The 16909-nt window shown below is 53.9% G+C and carries 14 protein-coding genes; 9 read left to right on the top strand and 5 right to left on the bottom strand.

What is annotated here, in order from left to right; all coding sequences use genetic code 11:
* Nucleotides 1–37 precede the first annotated feature (37 nt).
* Nucleotides 38–364: a HesB/IscA family protein gene (locus EQG79_RS24920; protein WP_129605257.1), complete on the bottom strand. Its 327-nt coding sequence runs from the start codon at nt 362–364 to the stop codon at nt 38–40.
* A 153-nt stretch (nt 365–517) separates the two neighbouring features.
* Here EQG79_RS24920 and mce point away from each other — a divergent pair, with 153 nt between their 5' ends.
* From mce to EQG79_RS24905, 3 genes are all read left to right on the top strand, one after another.
* Nucleotides 518–925, top strand: a complete 408-nt coding sequence (mce, locus tag EQG79_RS24915; protein ID WP_129605253.1) for a methylmalonyl-CoA epimerase — start codon at nt 518–520, stop codon at nt 923–925.
* Nucleotides 926–931: 6 nt separating this feature from the next.
* The gene (locus tag EQG79_RS24910; RefSeq protein ID WP_129605248.1) at nt 932–2587 is read left to right on the top strand and encodes a M1 family metallopeptidase; all 1656 of its coding nucleotides are present in this window, start codon (nt 932–934) and stop codon (nt 2585–2587) included.
* Nucleotides 2588–3087: 500 nt separating this feature from the next.
* Nucleotides 3088–4479, top strand: coding sequence for a cystathionine beta-synthase (locus EQG79_RS24905; RefSeq protein ID WP_077923730.1), 1392 nt, complete (start codon nt 3088–3090; stop codon nt 4477–4479).
* A gap of 40 nt (nt 4480–4519) precedes the next feature.
* Here the strand turns inward: EQG79_RS24905 and rsgA are convergent, their stop codons facing one another.
* Both rsgA and EQG79_RS24895 read right to left on the bottom strand, forming a co-directional pair.
* Nucleotides 4520–5446 (bottom strand): ribosome small subunit-dependent GTPase A, encoded by a 927-nt coding sequence (gene rsgA, locus EQG79_RS24900; protein ID WP_077923731.1) that lies wholly within the window; start codon nt 5444–5446, stop codon nt 4520–4522.
* A 28-nt stretch (nt 5447–5474) separates the two neighbouring features.
* A complete protein-coding gene (locus EQG79_RS24895) occupies nt 5475–6437 on the bottom strand; it encodes a fasciclin domain-containing protein (RefSeq protein WP_077923732.1) in 963 nt (320 codons plus the stop codon).
* A gap of 245 nt (nt 6438–6682) precedes the next feature.
* Here EQG79_RS24895 and EQG79_RS24890 point away from each other — a divergent pair, with 245 nt between their 5' ends.
* From EQG79_RS24890 to EQG79_RS24870, 5 genes are all read left to right on the top strand, one after another.
* The gene (locus EQG79_RS24890; RefSeq protein ID WP_077923733.1) at nt 6683–7420 is read left to right on the top strand and encodes an isoprenyl transferase; all 738 of its coding nucleotides are present in this window, start codon (nt 6683–6685) and stop codon (nt 7418–7420) included.
* 77 nt (nt 7421–7497) lie between these two features.
* Entirely contained in the window at nt 7498–10095 is a 2598-nt protein-coding gene (gene bamA / locus EQG79_RS24885; RefSeq protein WP_077923769.1) for an outer membrane protein assembly factor BamA, read from the top strand.
* Nucleotides 10096–10303: 208 nt separating this feature from the next.
* Nucleotides 10304–10891, top strand: a complete 588-nt coding sequence (locus EQG79_RS24880; protein WP_077923734.1) for an OmpH family outer membrane protein — start codon at nt 10304–10306, stop codon at nt 10889–10891.
* A 6-nt stretch (nt 10892–10897) separates the two neighbouring features.
* Complete coding sequence (locus EQG79_RS24875) at nt 10898–11587, top strand: OmpH family outer membrane protein (RefSeq protein WP_077923735.1); 690 nt, start codon at nt 10898–10900, stop codon at nt 11585–11587.
* Between the two features lie 212 nt (nt 11588–11799).
* Complete coding sequence (locus EQG79_RS24870; protein ID WP_129605243.1) at nt 11800–13386, top strand: hypothetical protein; 1587 nt, start codon at nt 11800–11802, stop codon at nt 13384–13386.
* Between the two features lie 13 nt (nt 13387–13399).
* Here EQG79_RS24870 and EQG79_RS24865 read toward each other — a convergent pair whose 3' ends face one another.
* Together EQG79_RS24865 and EQG79_RS24860 are read right to left on the bottom strand one after the other, a co-directional pair.
* Entirely contained in the window at nt 13400–14203 is an 804-nt protein-coding gene (locus EQG79_RS24865) for a lipoprotein signal peptidase (RefSeq protein ID WP_077923737.1), read from the bottom strand.
* 111 nt (nt 14204–14314) lie between these two features.
* Complete coding sequence (locus EQG79_RS24860) at nt 14315–15535, bottom strand: proline dehydrogenase family protein (protein ID WP_077923738.1); 1221 nt, start codon at nt 15533–15535, stop codon at nt 14315–14317.
* 275 nt (nt 15536–15810) lie between these two features.
* On the opposite strand from EQG79_RS24860, the gene EQG79_RS24855 reads away from it, so the two are divergent.
* Nucleotides 15811–16908 (top strand): chorismate mutase, encoded by a 1098-nt coding sequence (locus EQG79_RS24855; protein WP_077923739.1) that lies wholly within the window; start codon nt 15811–15813, stop codon nt 16906–16908.
* Nucleotide 16909: the final 1 nt, after the last annotated feature.

The following is a 16909-nucleotide window of genomic DNA, read 5'->3' as shown; positions in this document are numbered from 1 at the left end:
GTACGGATTGGCTTCAACCGGTAAAGAAGAGAGGAGGTTAAACCGCGAAGCTCTCGCCACAGCCGCAGGTACGGCTGGCATTGGGGTTCCTGAACTGAAACCCTTTGCCGTTCAACCCATCCGAAAAGTCAAGTTCAGTGCCTGCCAGATAAAGCAAACTCTTGCGATCGACCAGAATCCGGATGCCTTTATCTTCGACGACATGATCGGTCGGTTGTTGGGTCGCGTCGAACTGAAGATCGTACATCAGACCGGAGCAGCCTCCGCCCTGAACGCCGACACGGATGGCATAGTCTTCGGCAAGGCCATCTTTCTGACGCAGCTCAATGATTTTATTTTTGGCGATTTCCGAAACGGTAACCATGGCAAGTCAATGTATAATGATGAATAAACACCAGTCATCGGCCAGACAGGCTGCTGGCCGCACTCTGCCTTAGTAACTTTTGCAGAATCCGTAAAGTTTCATTAACCATCAGGTATCGAATACTATTCCTGACCTGTCAATCGTCTTTTACTCATGGTTACTAATCTCGAACACATCGGCATTGCCGTCCGCGACCTGGCCGCATCCAACGACTTATTCACAAAACTGCTGAACGTACCGCCCTATAAAGCCGAAGCCGTAGAGGCCGAGGGCGTAACGACCTCGTTTTTTCGGGTCAACCAGACCAAAATCGAACTACTCGAAGCCACCAGCCCCGACAGTCCCATTGCGAAGTTTCTCGATAAAAAAGGGGAAGGCATTCACCACCTGGCCTTCGAGGTAGACGATATTGCAGCCGAAATGAAGCGGCTGGCCGCCGAAGGCTTTACTGTTCTCAACGAAACGCCCAAACGCGGAGCCGATAATAAATGGGTTTGTTTCCTGCATCCCAAAGGTACCAACGGCGTTTTAGTTGAACTTTGTCAGGAAATTAAGGAGTAAAAACGAATGAATAAAAAGGGGGTTTGGACTGCGCTGTTGCTAATACCGGCGCTTTTATCGCACGGACAGGCTGTTACCAGTGCTGCCCGTTATACGCAGCCGGGAGTCGACGTAGTACATTATAACTTCTCATTGACGCTGAGTGACTCAACGAACCAGATCCAGGGCGAAGCCACGATCCGGTTCACCCGTGCCGACGACCGGCAGTCGGTCTGGTTCGACCTGGTCAGCAGCAAGGCCGATTCGGCGCTGGGGATGCGGGTTCGCGAGGTTCGGCTGGCCGACGGAAAAACCGCACCGTTCAGCCATCGGAACGACCGGGTGTTTGTTAACCTGCCTCCGGCACCGAACCAGCCCACAGAGGTTATTATTCGCTACGAGGGTACGCCCGCCCAGGGGCTAATCATCAGCCGGAACAAGTTCGGTGAACGGACCTTCTTCGGCGATAACTGGCCCAACAACGCCCGGCACTGGCTCCCAGTTGTTGACCACCCATCCGACAAAGCGACCTGTGCCTTTACGGTCAATGCCCCCGCTACCTATCGCGTTGTTGCCAACGGGAAACTACTGGGTGAAGACGCCCTGCCGGCCGCCGGGGGAGGGCCAGCCCGCAAGCGTACCCGATGGCAGGAAAATACACCTATACCGACCAAAGTGATGGTGATCGGAGCTGCCCGGTTTGCGGTTGAAGACGTAGGGGCTGTGAGCGGTGTGCTGGTCCAGAGCTGGCTGTATCCCAACGACAGTCAGAAAGGATTCATAGATTACCGGCCGGCTAAAGATATTCTCCAGTATTTTATCAATCAGATCGGCCCGTATTCGTACGAGAAGCTGGCCAACGTACAGTCGACGACGGTGTTTGGCGGTATGGAGAACGCGAGCTGTATTTTCTACAACGAAAAAGTCATTGTAGGCCGGAAAGACTCAGATGTGGAAGCTCTGCTCGCCCACGAAATTGCGCACCAGTGGTTTGGTAATTCAGCTACGGAGGCCGACTGGTCGCAGTTGTGGCTGAGTGAGGGGTTTGCCACGTATTTCTCGGCGCTCTACCTCGAGCAGGCTTACGGACGCGACACGCTCAACGCGGTGCTGAACCAGAATAAAGGGCAGATTTTTCGGTACACAGCGCTCAAGCCGAAGGGCACGGTAGTTGATTCGGTCACGACCAATCTGAATGATCTGCTGAACCCCAACTCGTACCAGAAAGGCGGCTGGGTACTACACATGCTCCGCCATGAGCTGGGCGACGATGCGTTCTGGCGGGGTATTCGGGCCTACTACGCCCAATACCGGAATGCCAATGCGCGCAGTGCCGATTTTCAGGCGGTGATGGAACGGGTTTCGGGTAAAAAACTGGACCGGTTTTTTCAGCAGTGGCTACATCAGCCGGGCTACCCTGAACTGGTGTGGGGATCGCGCTACGACGCGGCCCGCAAAGCGCTGGTGATCGATGTGCGGCAGGCCCAGTCGACCGGTTCGTACTTCACCATTCCGCTTACGTTTAGCATCCGCGACAGTCGTAACCGCGAGGTTCAACGTACGGCCCGGCTCACCATGGACCAGCCCGCCCAGACCTTTACCGTACCGCTGACCACCCAACCCGCCCAGGTCGTGATCGACCCCGATAATACGGTCCTGATGCGGGCCGAGCAGATGAAATGATTTATTTTACCGGCGTTCGGGACGTCACCGAATTGATTGCCCGGCATAAATGCCGGGCCTATTGATAGTCAGAACACATGAGGTCGTTGAATTGATATTACCCATGACTAGCCCTGGCATTCATGCCGGGGCAACCAATCGGCCGAATCGATGCCGGGGCGGGGTGTCACCAAATCGATTCCCCGGCATAAATGCCGGGCCTATTGATAGTCAGAACAGATCAGGTCGTTGGATTGATATTACCCATGACTAGCCCTGGCATTCATGCCGGGGCAACCAATCGGCCGAATCAATGCCGGGCCTATTGATGGACGAAACACATGAGGTCGTTGAATTGATATTACCCATGATTAGCCCCGGCATTCATGCCGGGGCAACCAATCGGCCAAATTGATTCTCCGACATTTATGCCGGGGTGCCCAATTAATCGAACCAATTCTCCGGCCACCCGGATACCAATTGAACAAATAACCCGATACGTACAGCAAAACTGCATCAACATGAACTATTACAAGTCAATTGTCGACACCATTGGCAACACGCCCCTGGTCAAGCTGAATAACGTGACGAAAGGCATCCGGGGAACGGTGCTGGCTAAGGTTGAATATTTTAATCCCGGCAACTCCGTGAAAGACCGCATCGCCATTCGGATGATCGAAGACGCCGAAAAGCGGGGAGAGCTGAAACCCGGCGGGACCATCATCGAAGGGACGAGCGGAAATACCGGCTTCGGACTGGCACTAACGGCTATTGCCAAAGGCTATAAGTGCATCTTCACGATGGCCGACAAGCAATCGAAAGAAAAGATCGACATTCTGCGGGCGGTAGGAGCCGAGGTCGTCGTTTGCCCCACGAACGTAGCCCCGGATGATCCGCGCTCGTATTATTCGGTGGCCAAAAAGCTGCACAACGACATCCCGAACTCAATTTACCCCAACCAGTACGATAACCTGTCCAACACCGCAGCTCACTACGACACGACCGGCCCCGAAATCTGGCGCGACACCGACGGACGAATTACCCACTTCGCGGCCAGCGTCGGTACGGGTGGTACCATCAGCGGTACGAGCCGGTTCCTGAAAGAGCAAAACCCCCATCTCGTGACCATCGGGCTGGATACCTATGGGTCAGTGTTCAAGAAATACAAAGAAACCGGCATCTTCGATCCGGGCGAAATCTACCCTTACCTGACCGAAGGGATTGGCGAGGACATACTGCCGCAGAACGTAGACTTCGATGTAATTGACCAGTTTATCAAGGTAACCGATAAAGATGCCGCCATTATGGCCCGGCGCCTGTCGCGGGAAGAAGGACTGTTTATCGGCTGGTCGTGCGGAACGGCCGTACACGGGGCGCTGGAGTGGGCCAAAGACCACCTCACCGACGACGATGTACTGGTAATTTTGTTGCCCGACCATGGCACGCGGTACCTGGCCAAGATTTACAACGATGCCTGGATGAAAGACCACGGCTTCCTGGAAGACCGGGCCTTTAAGACCGCCCGCGATATTGTTCACAGCAAAAACGGCGGAACATCTAACCGGCAGGCACAGCTTACGACCATCGGCGCCGGCGTGTCGGTCAGTCAGGCTATTCAGGTGCTGAACCGGTACGGCATTTCGCAGATTCCGGTTACCGACGAGGAAGGTCATATTGTGGGCAGTCTGACCGACAGCACGATCCTGAATCGACTCATCGACGACCCAACGGTGAAAGACCATCCGGTCAGCGAAGTGATGGATAAGCCATTCAAATTCGTAGGGCTCGACAATACAGTCGATGCACTGTCTTCGCTCATCGATCGTGACAACAAAGCCCTGCTCGTTCGTGACGAGAAAGAACAGGTTCATATCATTACCCAGGCCGACCTACTGGCCGCCATGACCAACTAAACGGGAGCCCGAGGGCGGGTGCTCCGGAGCACCCGCCCGCTTATCGTCTGTTATCTCCGCCTTCTACCATGCTCAGGTAGCTCATGTAGCGGCTCTCGGCAATGTCGCCCTCGCCTACGGCGTCCTTGATGGCGCAGCCAGGCTCGTTCAGGTGCAGGCAGTTATGGAAACGGCACTGGTTCAGTCGGTTGCGCATCTCCGGAAAATAATGGCTGATTTCTTCTTTCGAGGTGTCCATCAGCCCCAGCTCCTTGATGCCCGGCGTATCGATGATAAACGTATCGGGCGCGATCTCGAACATTTCGGCGAAGGTCGTCGTATGAACACCTTTGTTGGCAAACGTCGACACTTCGTTCGTACGCAGGTTCAGATCAGGCGCAATGGCGTTTACCAGCGACGACTTGCCAACGCCCGAATGGCCTGAGAGCAGGGTCACTTTGTGGTCGAGCAGCTGCCGAAAGGCGTCTACGCCTATGCCTTCGGTGGCCGAAGTCGACAGGCAGTGGTAGCCGATACGGCTGTACATATCCATGATCTCCTGCTGATAAGCCAGTCCTTCGTCATTCAGAATATCACTTTTGTTGAAAACAATCGTGGTCTGAATCCGAAACGACTCGGCCGATACCAGAAACCGGTCAATGAAGCCCAGCGACGTACGCGGAAGGGCCAGCGTAGCCAGCAAGACCGCTTGGTCGAGGTTGGCGGCCAGAATATGACCGTGTGCCGTTTTGTGCACCGATTGCCGGATGATGTAGTTCTCGCGGGAGACGATGTCGGTGATGATGACCGTATTTTCGGCCTCGTCTTCCACGTCGAATACCACCCGGTCGCCCACGGCAATGGGGTTCGTTACTTTCAGTCCCTTGATTTTGAATTTGCCCTTGAGCCGACCCTGATAAATATGGCCATCGACGTTTCGAACGTCGTACCACGAACCGGTTGAGCGAATAATTAAGCCTTCTTGCAAGAGTGTTTTCCTCGTTAAAATGGTTGACTTACGGGAGCAGTACCTGATCGATCGTGTGAACGACGCCGTTGGTAGCGGGCAGGTTCGGGGTCTGAACAACAGCAGCCGTCGTGTTGCGGGTGCCCCGAACCGTGATCTGGCTGGTCGATACCACCAGGTTCAGCCGGGTGTTGTTCAGCAGCGTGTTGATCGTGCCTGTTTGCAGCTGGTTGGAAAAAACTACCCCCGAAACGACATGATAGAGCAGGGCGTTGGCCAGCGTCTGCGGGTTCGCGGTTTCGATAGCCGCCAGGGTACCGAATCGCCCGTCGGCCCGAAAGGCCGCGTCCGTAGGCGCAAAGATGGTAACCGGATTCGTCGATGACGAGTTGTTGAGCGCGGCCAGCAGCGTCGGATTGGCCTGGCTTACCCGGCGGAGGGCCGCCGAGAGCAGCGTCAGGTTCGGATTAGCCTGGATAGTGGCCAGGATCGTACCTGTCGATGGTGTTAGTACCCGGTCAATCACGTGAATCAGCCCGTTAGCCGTCGGCAGATCGGGTTGGGTTACCTGTGCATTGTTGACAAAAAGCGTACCTGTGGTTGTTTTATTGACGAACGCCACACCCCGGCTGGCGGTTTCTACCGAATTCAGACCCTGCGGCAGCGCCGACGACGCTACCGATGCATAAAGAGCATGGTAGAGGACCAGTGATCGTACCTGTTCCTTGGGCAAAGCCGTAATGGCGCTGGCGCTGCCCAGCCCCGAAGCCTGAAAAGCCGCATCAGTAGGCGCAAACAACGTCAGGTTTCCAGCCTTCAGGGCGTCGCCCACGTCGGCGTGCTGGATAGCGGCCCGCAGCAGGCTGAACTGGCCGTCTTCCAGAATCTGATCGGTAATGGTTTTAGGAACGGCAACTTCCGTATCGTTCTGCTGGCAGCTGCTTAGCAGCATCGACAGCATCAGGGTGATGATTGCCAGTGGGCCAGGCCCGGTACGCGCACAATTGTTCATAAAGAAAAAGCGGGTGTATACTTAGTTGATAGTCAAACGGCCACCCCTGGTTTATGGTTTAAAGATAGCAGTCGGCAGGCTGTTCCCGACAGATCGCTGTTTCTGCCCATCCTCGAACGCCAGGTTGCAGTGGCAACAAATAGCGTCGTATAGACTGAACACTACTCCACTAAACCACTGACCTTCTGCTAAAAATTCCGTATCTTCGCGGCCTTGTTAAAGGTTGTTAAAATACCCCATTTGGGATGAAGGAACATATAGACCCGAGCAATCTGCCCCAGCACATAGCCGTTATCATGGACGGAAACGGTCGTTGGGCCAAACGGCAGGGAGCTGCCCGGGTGTTTGGGCACCGGAATGCCATCAAGGCTGTTCGCGAAGTAACCGAAGGTTGTGCCGAGCTGGGCGTCAAGTATTTGACCCTGTACGCGTTCTCGACCGAAAACTGGAATCGCCCGAAAATTGAAGTCGACGCGCTGATGACCCTGCTGGTGCATACCATCAAAGGAGAGATCAAAACGCTCATGGACAACAACGTGCGGCTAACTACCATTGGCCATACTGAGAGCCTGCCTGGCGACTGCCGCCGGGAACTGGCCGAGGCTATGCGCGAAACGGCGGGCAATACAGGACTTACTTTGGTGCTGGCCCTTAGCTACAGCGGCCGGTGGGAGATTCTGGAAGCGGTACGGCAACTGGCGGCTGAGGTGCGCGACGGCAAGCTGACCCCCGAAGCCATCGACGAAGCAACGTTCGGCAGTCATCTGAGTACGGGTGGTATCCCCGATCCGGAACTGATGATCCGGACCAGTGGCGAAATGCGGATCAGTAACTTTATGCTCTGGCAACTGGCTTATTCTGAGTTGTATATGCCCGATGTGCTCTGGCCCGACTTCCGGAAGGAGCACCTGTACGAAGCGTTACTCAGTTACCAGCGACGCGAACGTCGTTTCGGTAAAACCAGCGAACAGCTGGTCAAATAGGGTCAATGATGATAGGCTATGGTCGGGCCGCGCGGGTGCTTGCCTGCCGTAAACAGAATACTGAAAACTGTACAAAATTGAAACACCGTATAAAGTACATCCTCGGAATCGGCCTGCTGCTTAGCAGTTTAGGCAATCTGTCGGTTCTGGCGCAGGTGCGTGTTGGCGTGGGCGTCGGGCGTAACGATACGCCTGCGGCTGCAACAGATGATTTACTCAACTATGCCAGCCCCAAAGATTATGAAATTGCGGGGCTGACTGTAACCGGTACCCGCTACCTCGACCCCAACTCGCTGGTGTCGCTGGCCGGGTTGAAAGTAGGGGACAAAATCCGGATTCCGGGCGAGGCCGTCGGGTCGTCTGTCCGTAAGCTGATGGAGTCGGGTCTGCTCGACAACGTGGAGCTGTTTGCCACCAACGCGGCAGAAGGCAAAGTAGCGCTGATGTTCCGGGTGCAGGAGCGCCCCCGTCTGTATCGCGTCTCGTTTATGGGCGTCAAGAAAGGCGAGCAGGATCAGCTGAAAGATAAGATCAAACTGAACCTGGGTAAGATCGTCACCAACACCATTACGAAAAACACCCAGCTGGCCGTCCGGAAGTTTTTCGTCGACAAAGGATATCTGAACACCAAGGTAAAAATTACGACCATCCCCGATAGTGCCCGTAACAACGCCACCATGCGCGTACTGGTCGACAAAGGGCAGAAGGTGAAAATTGCCAAAATCAACTTCGACGGTCGTACCGAAGTCGATGAGTCGGCAGTACGGCTCAAGATGAAGGGAACCAAAGAGATGCGCTTTGGCCGGTTGTTCAGCCCGTCTAAGTTCGTTCCCAAGAAGTACGAAGAAGACAAGCAGAAACTGATCGAGTACTATAACAAACTCGGCTACCGCGATGCCGCCATCGAGCACGATACGGTCATCAACAACGGCGGCAACACGATCACGCTGAACATCAAGCTGGACGAAGGTCGTAAGTACTACTACCGGAACATCGACTTTTCGGGCAACTACCTCTACAAGACGGAGCGTCTGCGCGAAGTACTCGGTGTGGCAAAAGGAGACGTCTACAACCCCGAAGATCTGGAGAAGAAGCTGAACGGAAACCCCGGTCAGGACCTCAGCTCGCTCTATATGGACGACGGCTACCTGTACTACAACGCCCAGCCCATCGAGAAAACCATCGACGGTGACTCGATCGATCTCGAAATCCGGATCTACGAAGGAAAGCAGGCCAGCATCAACCGCATCGTTCTGAACGGCAACACAAAAACCAGCGACCACGTGGTGATGCGCTCTATCCGGACGCTGCCGGGCCAGAAGTTCTCGAAAACGAACCTGATCCGGACGCAGCGCGAATTGGCCACCCTTGGCTACTTCGACCCGGAAAAAATCGGAATTACGCCCGTACCACAGAATGACGGCACCGTAGATATTGAATATACCGTAGAAGAAAAACCGTCTGACCAGATCGAGTTGTCAGGTGGCTGGGGCGGTTATGTCGGTTTCGTGGGTACGCTCGGACTGACGTTCAACAACTTCTCGGCCCGTAACATCCCGAACATGAGCGCGTGGCGACCCCTCCCGGCCGGTGATGGGCAGCGGGTACAACTGCGTTTTCAGGCCAATGGCCGTCAGTATCAGGTATATTCGCTGTCGTTTACGGAGCCCTGGCTCGGTGGTCGGAAGCCAAACGCCCTGTCATTCAGCGCCAGCCATACGGTTTACCAGACGTTCTTTGATCCAACCAACCCGGCCAGCTATTACCAGCCGCTGCGCGGTCAAACGCCATCTGGCTCTTATCAGAACACGGCGTTTACGGTCGGGCTGGGCCGTCAGCTGAAAGTGCCCGATGATTATTTCTCGCTGAGCAACTCGATTACTTACCAGCGGTATAACCTTAACAACCTGGATATTTTCCAGATCGGGTACAATAACGGTATTTCCAACAACCTGACGCTGAATACGACGCTGGCCCGGAACAGCATCGATAACCCCCAGTTTCCGCGCTCGGGCTCGTCGTTCTCGCTGAGCGGTACATTCACACCACCCTGGTCAGCATTTAAAGGAACCTCGGAGGCCTCGTCGCCCGAAGACCGCTATAAACTCGTCGAGTACCATAAATGGATGTTCGACGCTAGCTGGTTCCAGACCATTTTTGGTAAGCTGGTTCTGAGCACCCGGGCGCACATGGGCTTCCTGGGCAGCTACAACCGGCGCACGGATATCGGTCCGTTCGAACGGTTCGTACTGGGTGGATCGGGTCTGGCCGGACAGGGGCAGTTTGCGCTGGCGCAGGACATCATCGGTCTGCGGGGTTACGACGACCGGAGCGTATATACGGCCGATTACGACCGGAACACCACCGCTCAGGAACGCAGCCGGGGCGGGGTCGTTTATAACAAGTTCGTTGCGGAGGTGCGTTACCCGGTTTCGCTTAACCCGTCGGCCACCATCTTCGTTCTGGGCTTCCTGGAAGCCGGTAATAACTGGGGGAGCTATAAGCAGTATAATCCGTTTGATCTGAAGCGTTCGGTTGGCTTTGGCGCCCGTATTTTCATGCCTGCGTTTGGCCTGATCGGTATCGACTATGGCTACGGCTTCGATAAGATTCCGGGGGTAAAGGACAAGGCATCGGGTCAGTTCCACTTTACAATTGGGCAGCAGTTTAGATAAGATTTGGGGGGTGCCCAGCGTTATATGAATTTATGAACGAGTCTTTTGAAGGGAGTTGCCCGATTTTTGCAGCGGTACAGACCAGTTGCCAACAGAACTCATCGGTTAAACCATCGGCAACAAACAGACTCTAACAACCAGGTGACGCTGGCCAGGAGATTGAAACTGAAAATCAATCACTTCCCTTGCTAATTTTAGGATAACAGCAATGAGAAAAGCCCTTTTTTTCGTACTTTTGCCCTTCGTTTGGCTGGCTACACCGGCGCAGGCTCAGAAGTTTGGGTACGTAGATACGGAGTTCATTTTTAGCAAAATGCCCGACTACCAGAAAGCGCTGGCTGAAATTGACAAGTTCACCGACAAATGGTCGAAAGACATTCAGGATAAGTACGTAGAGATCGAAAAACTGCAACGTACCTACCAGGCCGAAGAGATTCTGCTGACGGAAGATATGAAACGTGACCGGCAACGGATCATGAGTGAAAAGGAACGCGAAGCGCGGGAGTACAACAACAAGGTGTTTGGCTACGAGGGGCTGCTTTTCCAGAAGAAAAAGGAACTCATGAAAGCACCGATGGAGTTAGTAAACCGGGCTATAGAGAAAGTGGCGGTGCAGAGAAAGCTGGACTTTATGTTCGACAAAGCGTCAGATTTTGTCATGCTGTACACCAACCCGCGCCATGACTATACCGATTATGTCATGGAAGAATTAGGCCTGGATGCTGCTGGTAAAACAACCGCCGGTACCACGCCTGGAGCAAAAACAACCACAAAACCGACTAATACAAACAAGTAAACTGAGATGAAGAAAAACCTCGTCATGGCGTTTGCCGCAGCAACCCTTCTGGTTGGTGGTCTGAACGCACAGGCACAAGGCCAGAGCGCTACAACGACGCCGACGACTGCCGCACCAGCCGCTGGAGCGACGGCTCCCGGTCCGTTGAAACTGGGCTATACCAATATTGATTACGTATTAGCTCAAACGCCCGAAGCAAAAGACATTCAAAACCAGTTGACCATTCAGCGGACTCAGTCAGAAAATGAACTGAAACGGATGCAGAAGGAGCTGGAAGACAAATATAGCGCCTACGAAAAAGGAGCTGCCCAAATGTCGGATGTGATTCGGAAAGACCGCGAAACCGAACTTCAGGGCCTGCAGCAGCGCATTCAGGAGTTTGGCCGTACGGCTGAACAGTCGCTGCAGAATAAGTACCAGCAGCTGGTAAATCCGGTTGTTCAGAAAATTCAAAAGGCTATCGACGCCGTGGCTAAGGACAACGGGTATACCTACGTCTTCAACCTGGATGCCGGTGCCAATACCATCCCTATTCTGCTGGTAGCGCCGGAAGAGAACAACATTACCGAACTGGTACTGCGCAAAATGGGTATCGATCCGGCCAAGGCTGCTGCTTCGGCTAAACCAGCTACGGCAGGTAGTGGTGCCGCCAATACACCAGCACCGGCTACCCCGGCTCCCAAGAAAAACAAATAGAGGCTGACGCTGATATAGTCGCTTTTTACCTTTAAAAAAGGCCTCTCTGATGATCAGAGAGGCCTTTTTTATTCGACTTTTTCTTTGAAATAGTCAATACAAGGCTCAAAAAGAGGGGTTTTACCTAAGAAAAATATCAATCTTATCTAATTACAAAATCTCCGGTTATACTTTTACGTTTTTCCAGGTAGATTGTCATTTATCCATTGCCTATGAACCGTCTTGCCAGTATTGGAGCGGGGTTGCTGGGTCTGCTACAGGCCACCTTTACTCATGCTCAGGATACCAAATCAATACAACTGGTTTTACCAACACAGCCTAACTGGAACGTAGTACCGGAAGGAAGTACCGTGCGGTTTGACCTGAAAGCTACCGGTTCAGCTCAGGATACACTGGTCTTTTCGTTCGGACCTGACAAGCAGGATGGTATGCAGCTCGACTCGCTCGGCCATTTTAGCTGGACCCCCAGCTACGACCTGACCGATCGGGTGCAGTCGGCCAAATTGTATCCGGTTACGTTCGAGGTTCGCAATAGCCGCGGGCAGGTCGCTACCCAGCAGGCTGAGTTCAAAGTACTCCACGTCAACCGTCCGCCGGTTGTGGGCGCTATGCGGCCTTTCTACGTGCGCTACCGGACGCCCAACACCTATAACCTCAACTCTGATTTCGTGCGCGACGATGACGGCGATCCGCTCGTCTTTATTCCGATTCCCGATCAGATGCCCGAGGGGAGTAAACTGACGTCGCAGGGAGAGTTGTCCTGGACCTTGTCGTTCAACCAGTTTAGCCGGCTCAAACAGAACCCGCAGTATATTGAGTTCTGGGTTGAGGATCAGCCGGCCAAAACCCGTACCAAAGGTCGGCTGAAGGTTGAGGTAACCCAGATGGACCTGCCGCCCGATATCGCGGTTATCCCGAAGCAGACGCACTATCGGATGCGCGAAAATGCGACCGTGAACCTGAAGTTTTCGTTGCTGGACCCCAACGGCGAAGATGATGTGGCAACCTTCGGATTCCTCTCCGATAATCAGAACATTCCGAAAAGTGCGCTGGTCAAGAATACCGAGAACCAATATGAGTTCATCTGGCAGCCGGACTATGATTTTGTGAAAGATCCCTACGATTCGCTGGATGTCCAGATCACTTTCTACGTGCTCGACAAATCGCAGAATCGGGAAGAACGGCGAATCACGTTCACCGTATTTAATACCATCAACGAGGGTGAAAAAGACCGGTATTATTACGCTCAATATCGGCAACTGCTGGTACAGGCCTGGGGGCTGGTTGAGCAGTTGGGCGAGAAAGAAGAACAGCTGAAGCGCGACTATCGGAAAGCCAAAAGTGGTAAGCGAAACCGGTCGGTAGCCAACGCTTCGCTCGGAGCGGTAACTGGGGTCACTCCGGCGGTAACCGGGGCCAGCACCAGTCCTGAAGTTCAGAAGAACGGTCGGTTAGTGTCGGCCGTCGGGGGGACGGCGGTGCTGACCATGGGGACCCTCGAAGCCACTGAAGTAATTGGAAAGTCGATGAAAGATCTGCTCGACCGGTACAATTACGTGCTGGGCAAGCGGGCCGAACTACAGAACAAAGGGGAGGTGTTTGCGCGGGAATTTGCGCTCAAATCGACCCGCCGGACGGGTGAGTTTGTGAAAAAGCTCGATGATTTCCGTAATTCGATGAGTCTGAGCGGACTAGTTGCGCTTGAGCTGGATGCCAACTGGCAGAGCAAGAAAGAAGCCAACGACAAAGCTATCAAGCGGACGTTCAAGGATTTCCAGCCGCTGGACGAAACGCAGTAGCCCGCAAAACAGGCTAGTCGGTCGGTTTCGGCTCGTCCTGGGTTACCGAAGCCGGTTTGGGGTGGGGCCGATCGGCTTCGTCCGGGAGCGGGTCCGTGGAAGCCGGTTGGTCGGTTACGTCGCTGGCTACTGGCCTGGTTGGCTGATCGGCTTCATCCTGCACTTCAGCCATGGGCAGCACGGCCGCTTCGGTAGCATCCGGGCCCGACGTGGGCAGGAGGTTATCTTCCAGGGGGGGCTCACCGAAGAAACGGCGCTGGAAAAACAGGATCAGACAGACCCCGATGAATATGCACGAGTCGGCAATGTTGAAAATAGGGGTCGAGTAATACTGACCGCCCCAGATCGGAACCCACTCCGGAATGAAGCCCTCCCATACATCAACGAAAATCATGTCGATAACCTGGCCGTGGAACCAGGGGGTGGGAGAGCCGTAGGGTGCATTGTTCAGAAAAACACCGTAGAACGTACTGTCGATCACGTTACCAACGGCACCCGCCAGAATCATCGACATGGCCCAGAGCAGACCATTTGGCGCCCCCCGGTGGGCTAGATGGACCAGGTAGTACCCGATGCCGACCATAGCAAACAGCCGGAACACACTCAGGAGCAGCTTGCCGTATTCGTAGCCCAGCTGCATACCAAAGGCCATACCGGGGTTAAGTACGTAATGGAGTTTCAGCCAGTCGCCAACGACTTTAATCTGACCCGCAAAGCCCGGAGCCATATAATGGTGAACGGCTAATTTGACACCCTGATCGAGCGCAATCAGCACCAGCGTCAGCAGGAAAAACTTAAACGGGTTCTTACGAATCATATAAAAAAGTACGGCACAGCACCGGAGCGTAAAACCACCCTGCTGTGCCCGTTTAGCCTTGCGGCTGGTCAGTCAGTAGCTGCGGGCAGACACTGACTGACCGTACAAATACTACTTGCAGCCTTTCCGGCGCTTCAACTCGTTACTGATCAGCATAAACTCGCGGCTGCTCTGACCGGCAATCGACTTATTCTCGTCGGCCCTGCGGAACAGGTAAGGCATAACGGCTTCTACTGGCCCGTAAGGCACGTATTTAGCCACATTGTAGCCTGCATTGGCGAGGTTATACGAAATATTATCGCTCATACCCAGCAGCTGCGCGAAGTAGATATGCGGATCGCCGGGGGCAATGCCGTAGTCTTTCATGTGCTGCACGCAGTACTGGCAACTGTATTCGTTATGCGTACCCAGACAGATTGAAACGATGTCGCGGTTTTCCAGGCAGAAGTCAATGGCTGCGTTGAAATCATGATCCGTATCTTCTTTGGTAGGCTGGATCGGATCCTGGTATTCTTCTTCGTGAGCCCGGAGCCGTTCTTTCTCCAGATAGGCACCCCGAACCAGCTTAACACCCAGGTAATAGCCTTTGGCACGGGCCTCTTCGGCATCGCGCCGGAGGTGCTCCAGGCTCTCCCAGCGGTACATCTGGTACGTGTTGTAAACAACGGGCCGCTCGTGGTTGTAGCGATCCATCATCTCGTAGGCCAGCGTATCGATGGTGTCCTGAATCCAGCTTTCTTCGGCATCGATAAAGATGCGTACGTTGCGCTCATGGGCCCGGCGGCAAAGCGTATCGACCCGCTTCAACACCCGGTCAAATTCAGCTTTCTGGTCTTTATCCAGCGAGTCGCCGATCTGAATCGCTTCGAGCAATTCAGTGGAGGCAATACCCGTAATTTTAAAGACAGAGAAGGGAATATCGGAGGATTCGCTGGCGCGTTCTATCGTGCGCAGAATTTCGAGTGTTGTCTCGTCGAAACTTTTTTCGGTTTCTTCCCCTTCAACTGAATAGTCGAGGATGGTTCCGACGTGGTACTTCTGGAGATGCCTGATGGTACGTTCAGAATCGTTGATACTCTCACCTCCACAGAATTGCTCAAAAATCGTGTTTTTGATGAGGAATTTGATGGGGAGCCGTAAGCGTAGGGCAATCTTTATAAAAAATGTCCCTATATTTACCAGCCATCCCTTATTCATCAACGCAAACAACCAGTACGTTTTTCGAAGTTTGAAATTCGACTGGCAGGAAAAAGCAATCGAAGTGTCTTCAAAAGAGACTGGCCGGGATTCGTCCAGTTTCACGCCCGCGACCCGCTCAGCGGTTTCCGGCATTAGATTACTTCGGTTCGACATATTAATGCTCCGTTTTGGCGGTGCTACGTCCATAGCGTTAGGTGCGTGTCGGTTAACACGACCGAAATATAAAACGAAATTTCGGTCAAACGGTTAAACTCACCGGCGCGACTTGTTCGAGAAACTTAACCTGTGATAAGACAAATGAAGGAACCAGCTTGACAAACAGCCGATTCCCTCTGCAAATATACCACAAAATTGCATTGAAAAGTTCCCGATAGAGTATCCATATTACCTCCAGATTACGCGTCATTATGAAAGTCGATTTAGCCGTAGAGCCGCTTGAATCGTGGATTGAGACCAACGGCAAGCCCCTCATTATTGCCGGTCCGTGCAGCGCCGAGACCGAAGAACAACTTGTTGAAACCGCGCGTCAGCTGAAACAGCTGGATGCGGTTCATGTTATCCGGGCCGGCGTTTGGAAGCCCCGGACCCGGCCAGGCAGCTTTGAAGGCATGGGCGAAGCCGCTCTGCCCTGGATTCAGCGCGCCAAAGCGGAAACAGGTCTGCCGTTTGCGGTTGAAGTAGCTACCCCTGAGCATATTGAGCTAGCCCTGAAATATGGTGTTGATATCCTGTGGGTAGGCGCCCGCACCACGGTGAACCCTTTCAACGTACAGGAAATTGCCGACGCGCTGCGGGGTGTCGATGTGCCTGTACTGGTGAAAAACCCGGTTAACCCCGATCTGGCCCTGTGGGTGGGTGCGTTCGAGCGGATTGCCGGTGCCGGCGTTTCGAAGCTCGGTGCTATTCACCGGGGTTTTGCTACGGGCGAGGCTACCAAATACCGCAACGTACCAATGTGGCAGATGGCGATCGAACTGAAGTCGATCTTCCCGCAGCTGCCAATCATTGGTGACCCGAGCCACATGGCTGGCAAACGGGCTTACCTAAACGAACTGGCGCAGATGGCGATGGACCTGAACTACGATGGTCTGATCGTTGAGTCGCATATCGATCCGGATAACGCCTGGAGCGACGCGGCCCAGCAGCTGACGCCAGCCGCTTTCGGCGACATGCTCGACCACCTGCAAATTCGTCAGGTTGAGTCGCCCAGCACCGAGTTTAACAGCGTAGCCGACCAGACCCGTCGTAATATCGATAACGTAGATCGGCAAATCGTTGAGATGCTGGCGGCCCGTATGGCGCTGGTCGAGCGGCTCGCCGAGTACAAACGTGACAATAACGTAACCCTGTTTCAGCCCGATCGCTGGAAAGAAATTCTGAAAACCCGTGGTGAACTGGGCCAGCGGCTGGGTTTGTACCCTGAGCTGGTCGAAGAAATCTACAAGATCATTCACATGGAGTCGATTCGGAAACAGACCGAAGTGATGAACAATCAGGCGGTTTAAG

Origin of the sequence: Spirosoma sordidisoli, assembly GCF_004138325.1 — a bacterium.
GTDB lineage: Bacteria > Bacteroidota > Bacteroidia > Cytophagales > Spirosomataceae > Spirosoma > Spirosoma sordidisoli.
The sequence above is the reverse complement of the archived record's forward strand: the minus strand, read 5'-3'. Positions and strand labels throughout refer to the sequence as shown.

What these genes read in the sequence shown, in the direction of transcription:
- EQG79_RS24910 (WP_129605248.1), top strand. Translation starts at nt 932, where the DNA reads ATGAATAAAAAGGGGGTTTGGACTGCGCTGTTGCTAATACCGGCGCTT.
- mce (WP_129605253.1), top strand. Translation starts at nt 518, where the DNA reads ATGGTTACTAATCTCGAACACATCGGCATTGCCGTCCGCGACCTGGCC.
- EQG79_RS24870 (WP_129605243.1), top strand. Translation starts at nt 11,800, where the DNA reads ATGAACCGTCTTGCCAGTATTGGAGCGGGGTTGCTGGGTCTGCTACAG.
- EQG79_RS24855 (WP_077923739.1), top strand. Translation starts at nt 15,811, where the DNA reads ATGAAAGTCGATTTAGCCGTAGAGCCGCTTGAATCGTGGATTGAGACC.
- EQG79_RS24880 (WP_077923734.1), top strand. Translation starts at nt 10,304, where the DNA reads ATGAGAAAAGCCCTTTTTTTCGTACTTTTGCCCTTCGTTTGGCTGGCT.
- EQG79_RS24860 (WP_077923738.1), bottom strand. Translation starts at nt 15,535, where the DNA reads ATGCCGGAAACCGCTGAGCGGGTCGCGGGCGTGAAACTGGACGAATCC.
- EQG79_RS24875 (WP_077923735.1), top strand. Translation starts at nt 10,898, where the DNA reads ATGAAGAAAAACCTCGTCATGGCGTTTGCCGCAGCAACCCTTCTGGTT.
- EQG79_RS24865 (WP_077923737.1), bottom strand. Translation starts at nt 14,203, where the DNA reads ATGATTCGTAAGAACCCGTTTAAGTTTTTCCTGCTGACGCTGGTGCTG.
- EQG79_RS24920 (WP_129605257.1), bottom strand. Translation starts at nt 364, where the DNA reads ATGGTTACCGTTTCGGAAATCGCCAAAAATAAAATCATTGAGCTGCGT.
- EQG79_RS24890 (WP_077923733.1), top strand. Translation starts at nt 6,683, where the DNA reads ATGAAGGAACATATAGACCCGAGCAATCTGCCCCAGCACATAGCCGTT.
- EQG79_RS24895 (WP_077923732.1), bottom strand. Translation starts at nt 6,437, where the DNA reads ATGAACAATTGTGCGCGTACCGGGCCTGGCCCACTGGCAATCATCACC.
- EQG79_RS24905 (WP_077923730.1), top strand. Translation starts at nt 3,088, where the DNA reads ATGAACTATTACAAGTCAATTGTCGACACCATTGGCAACACGCCCCTG.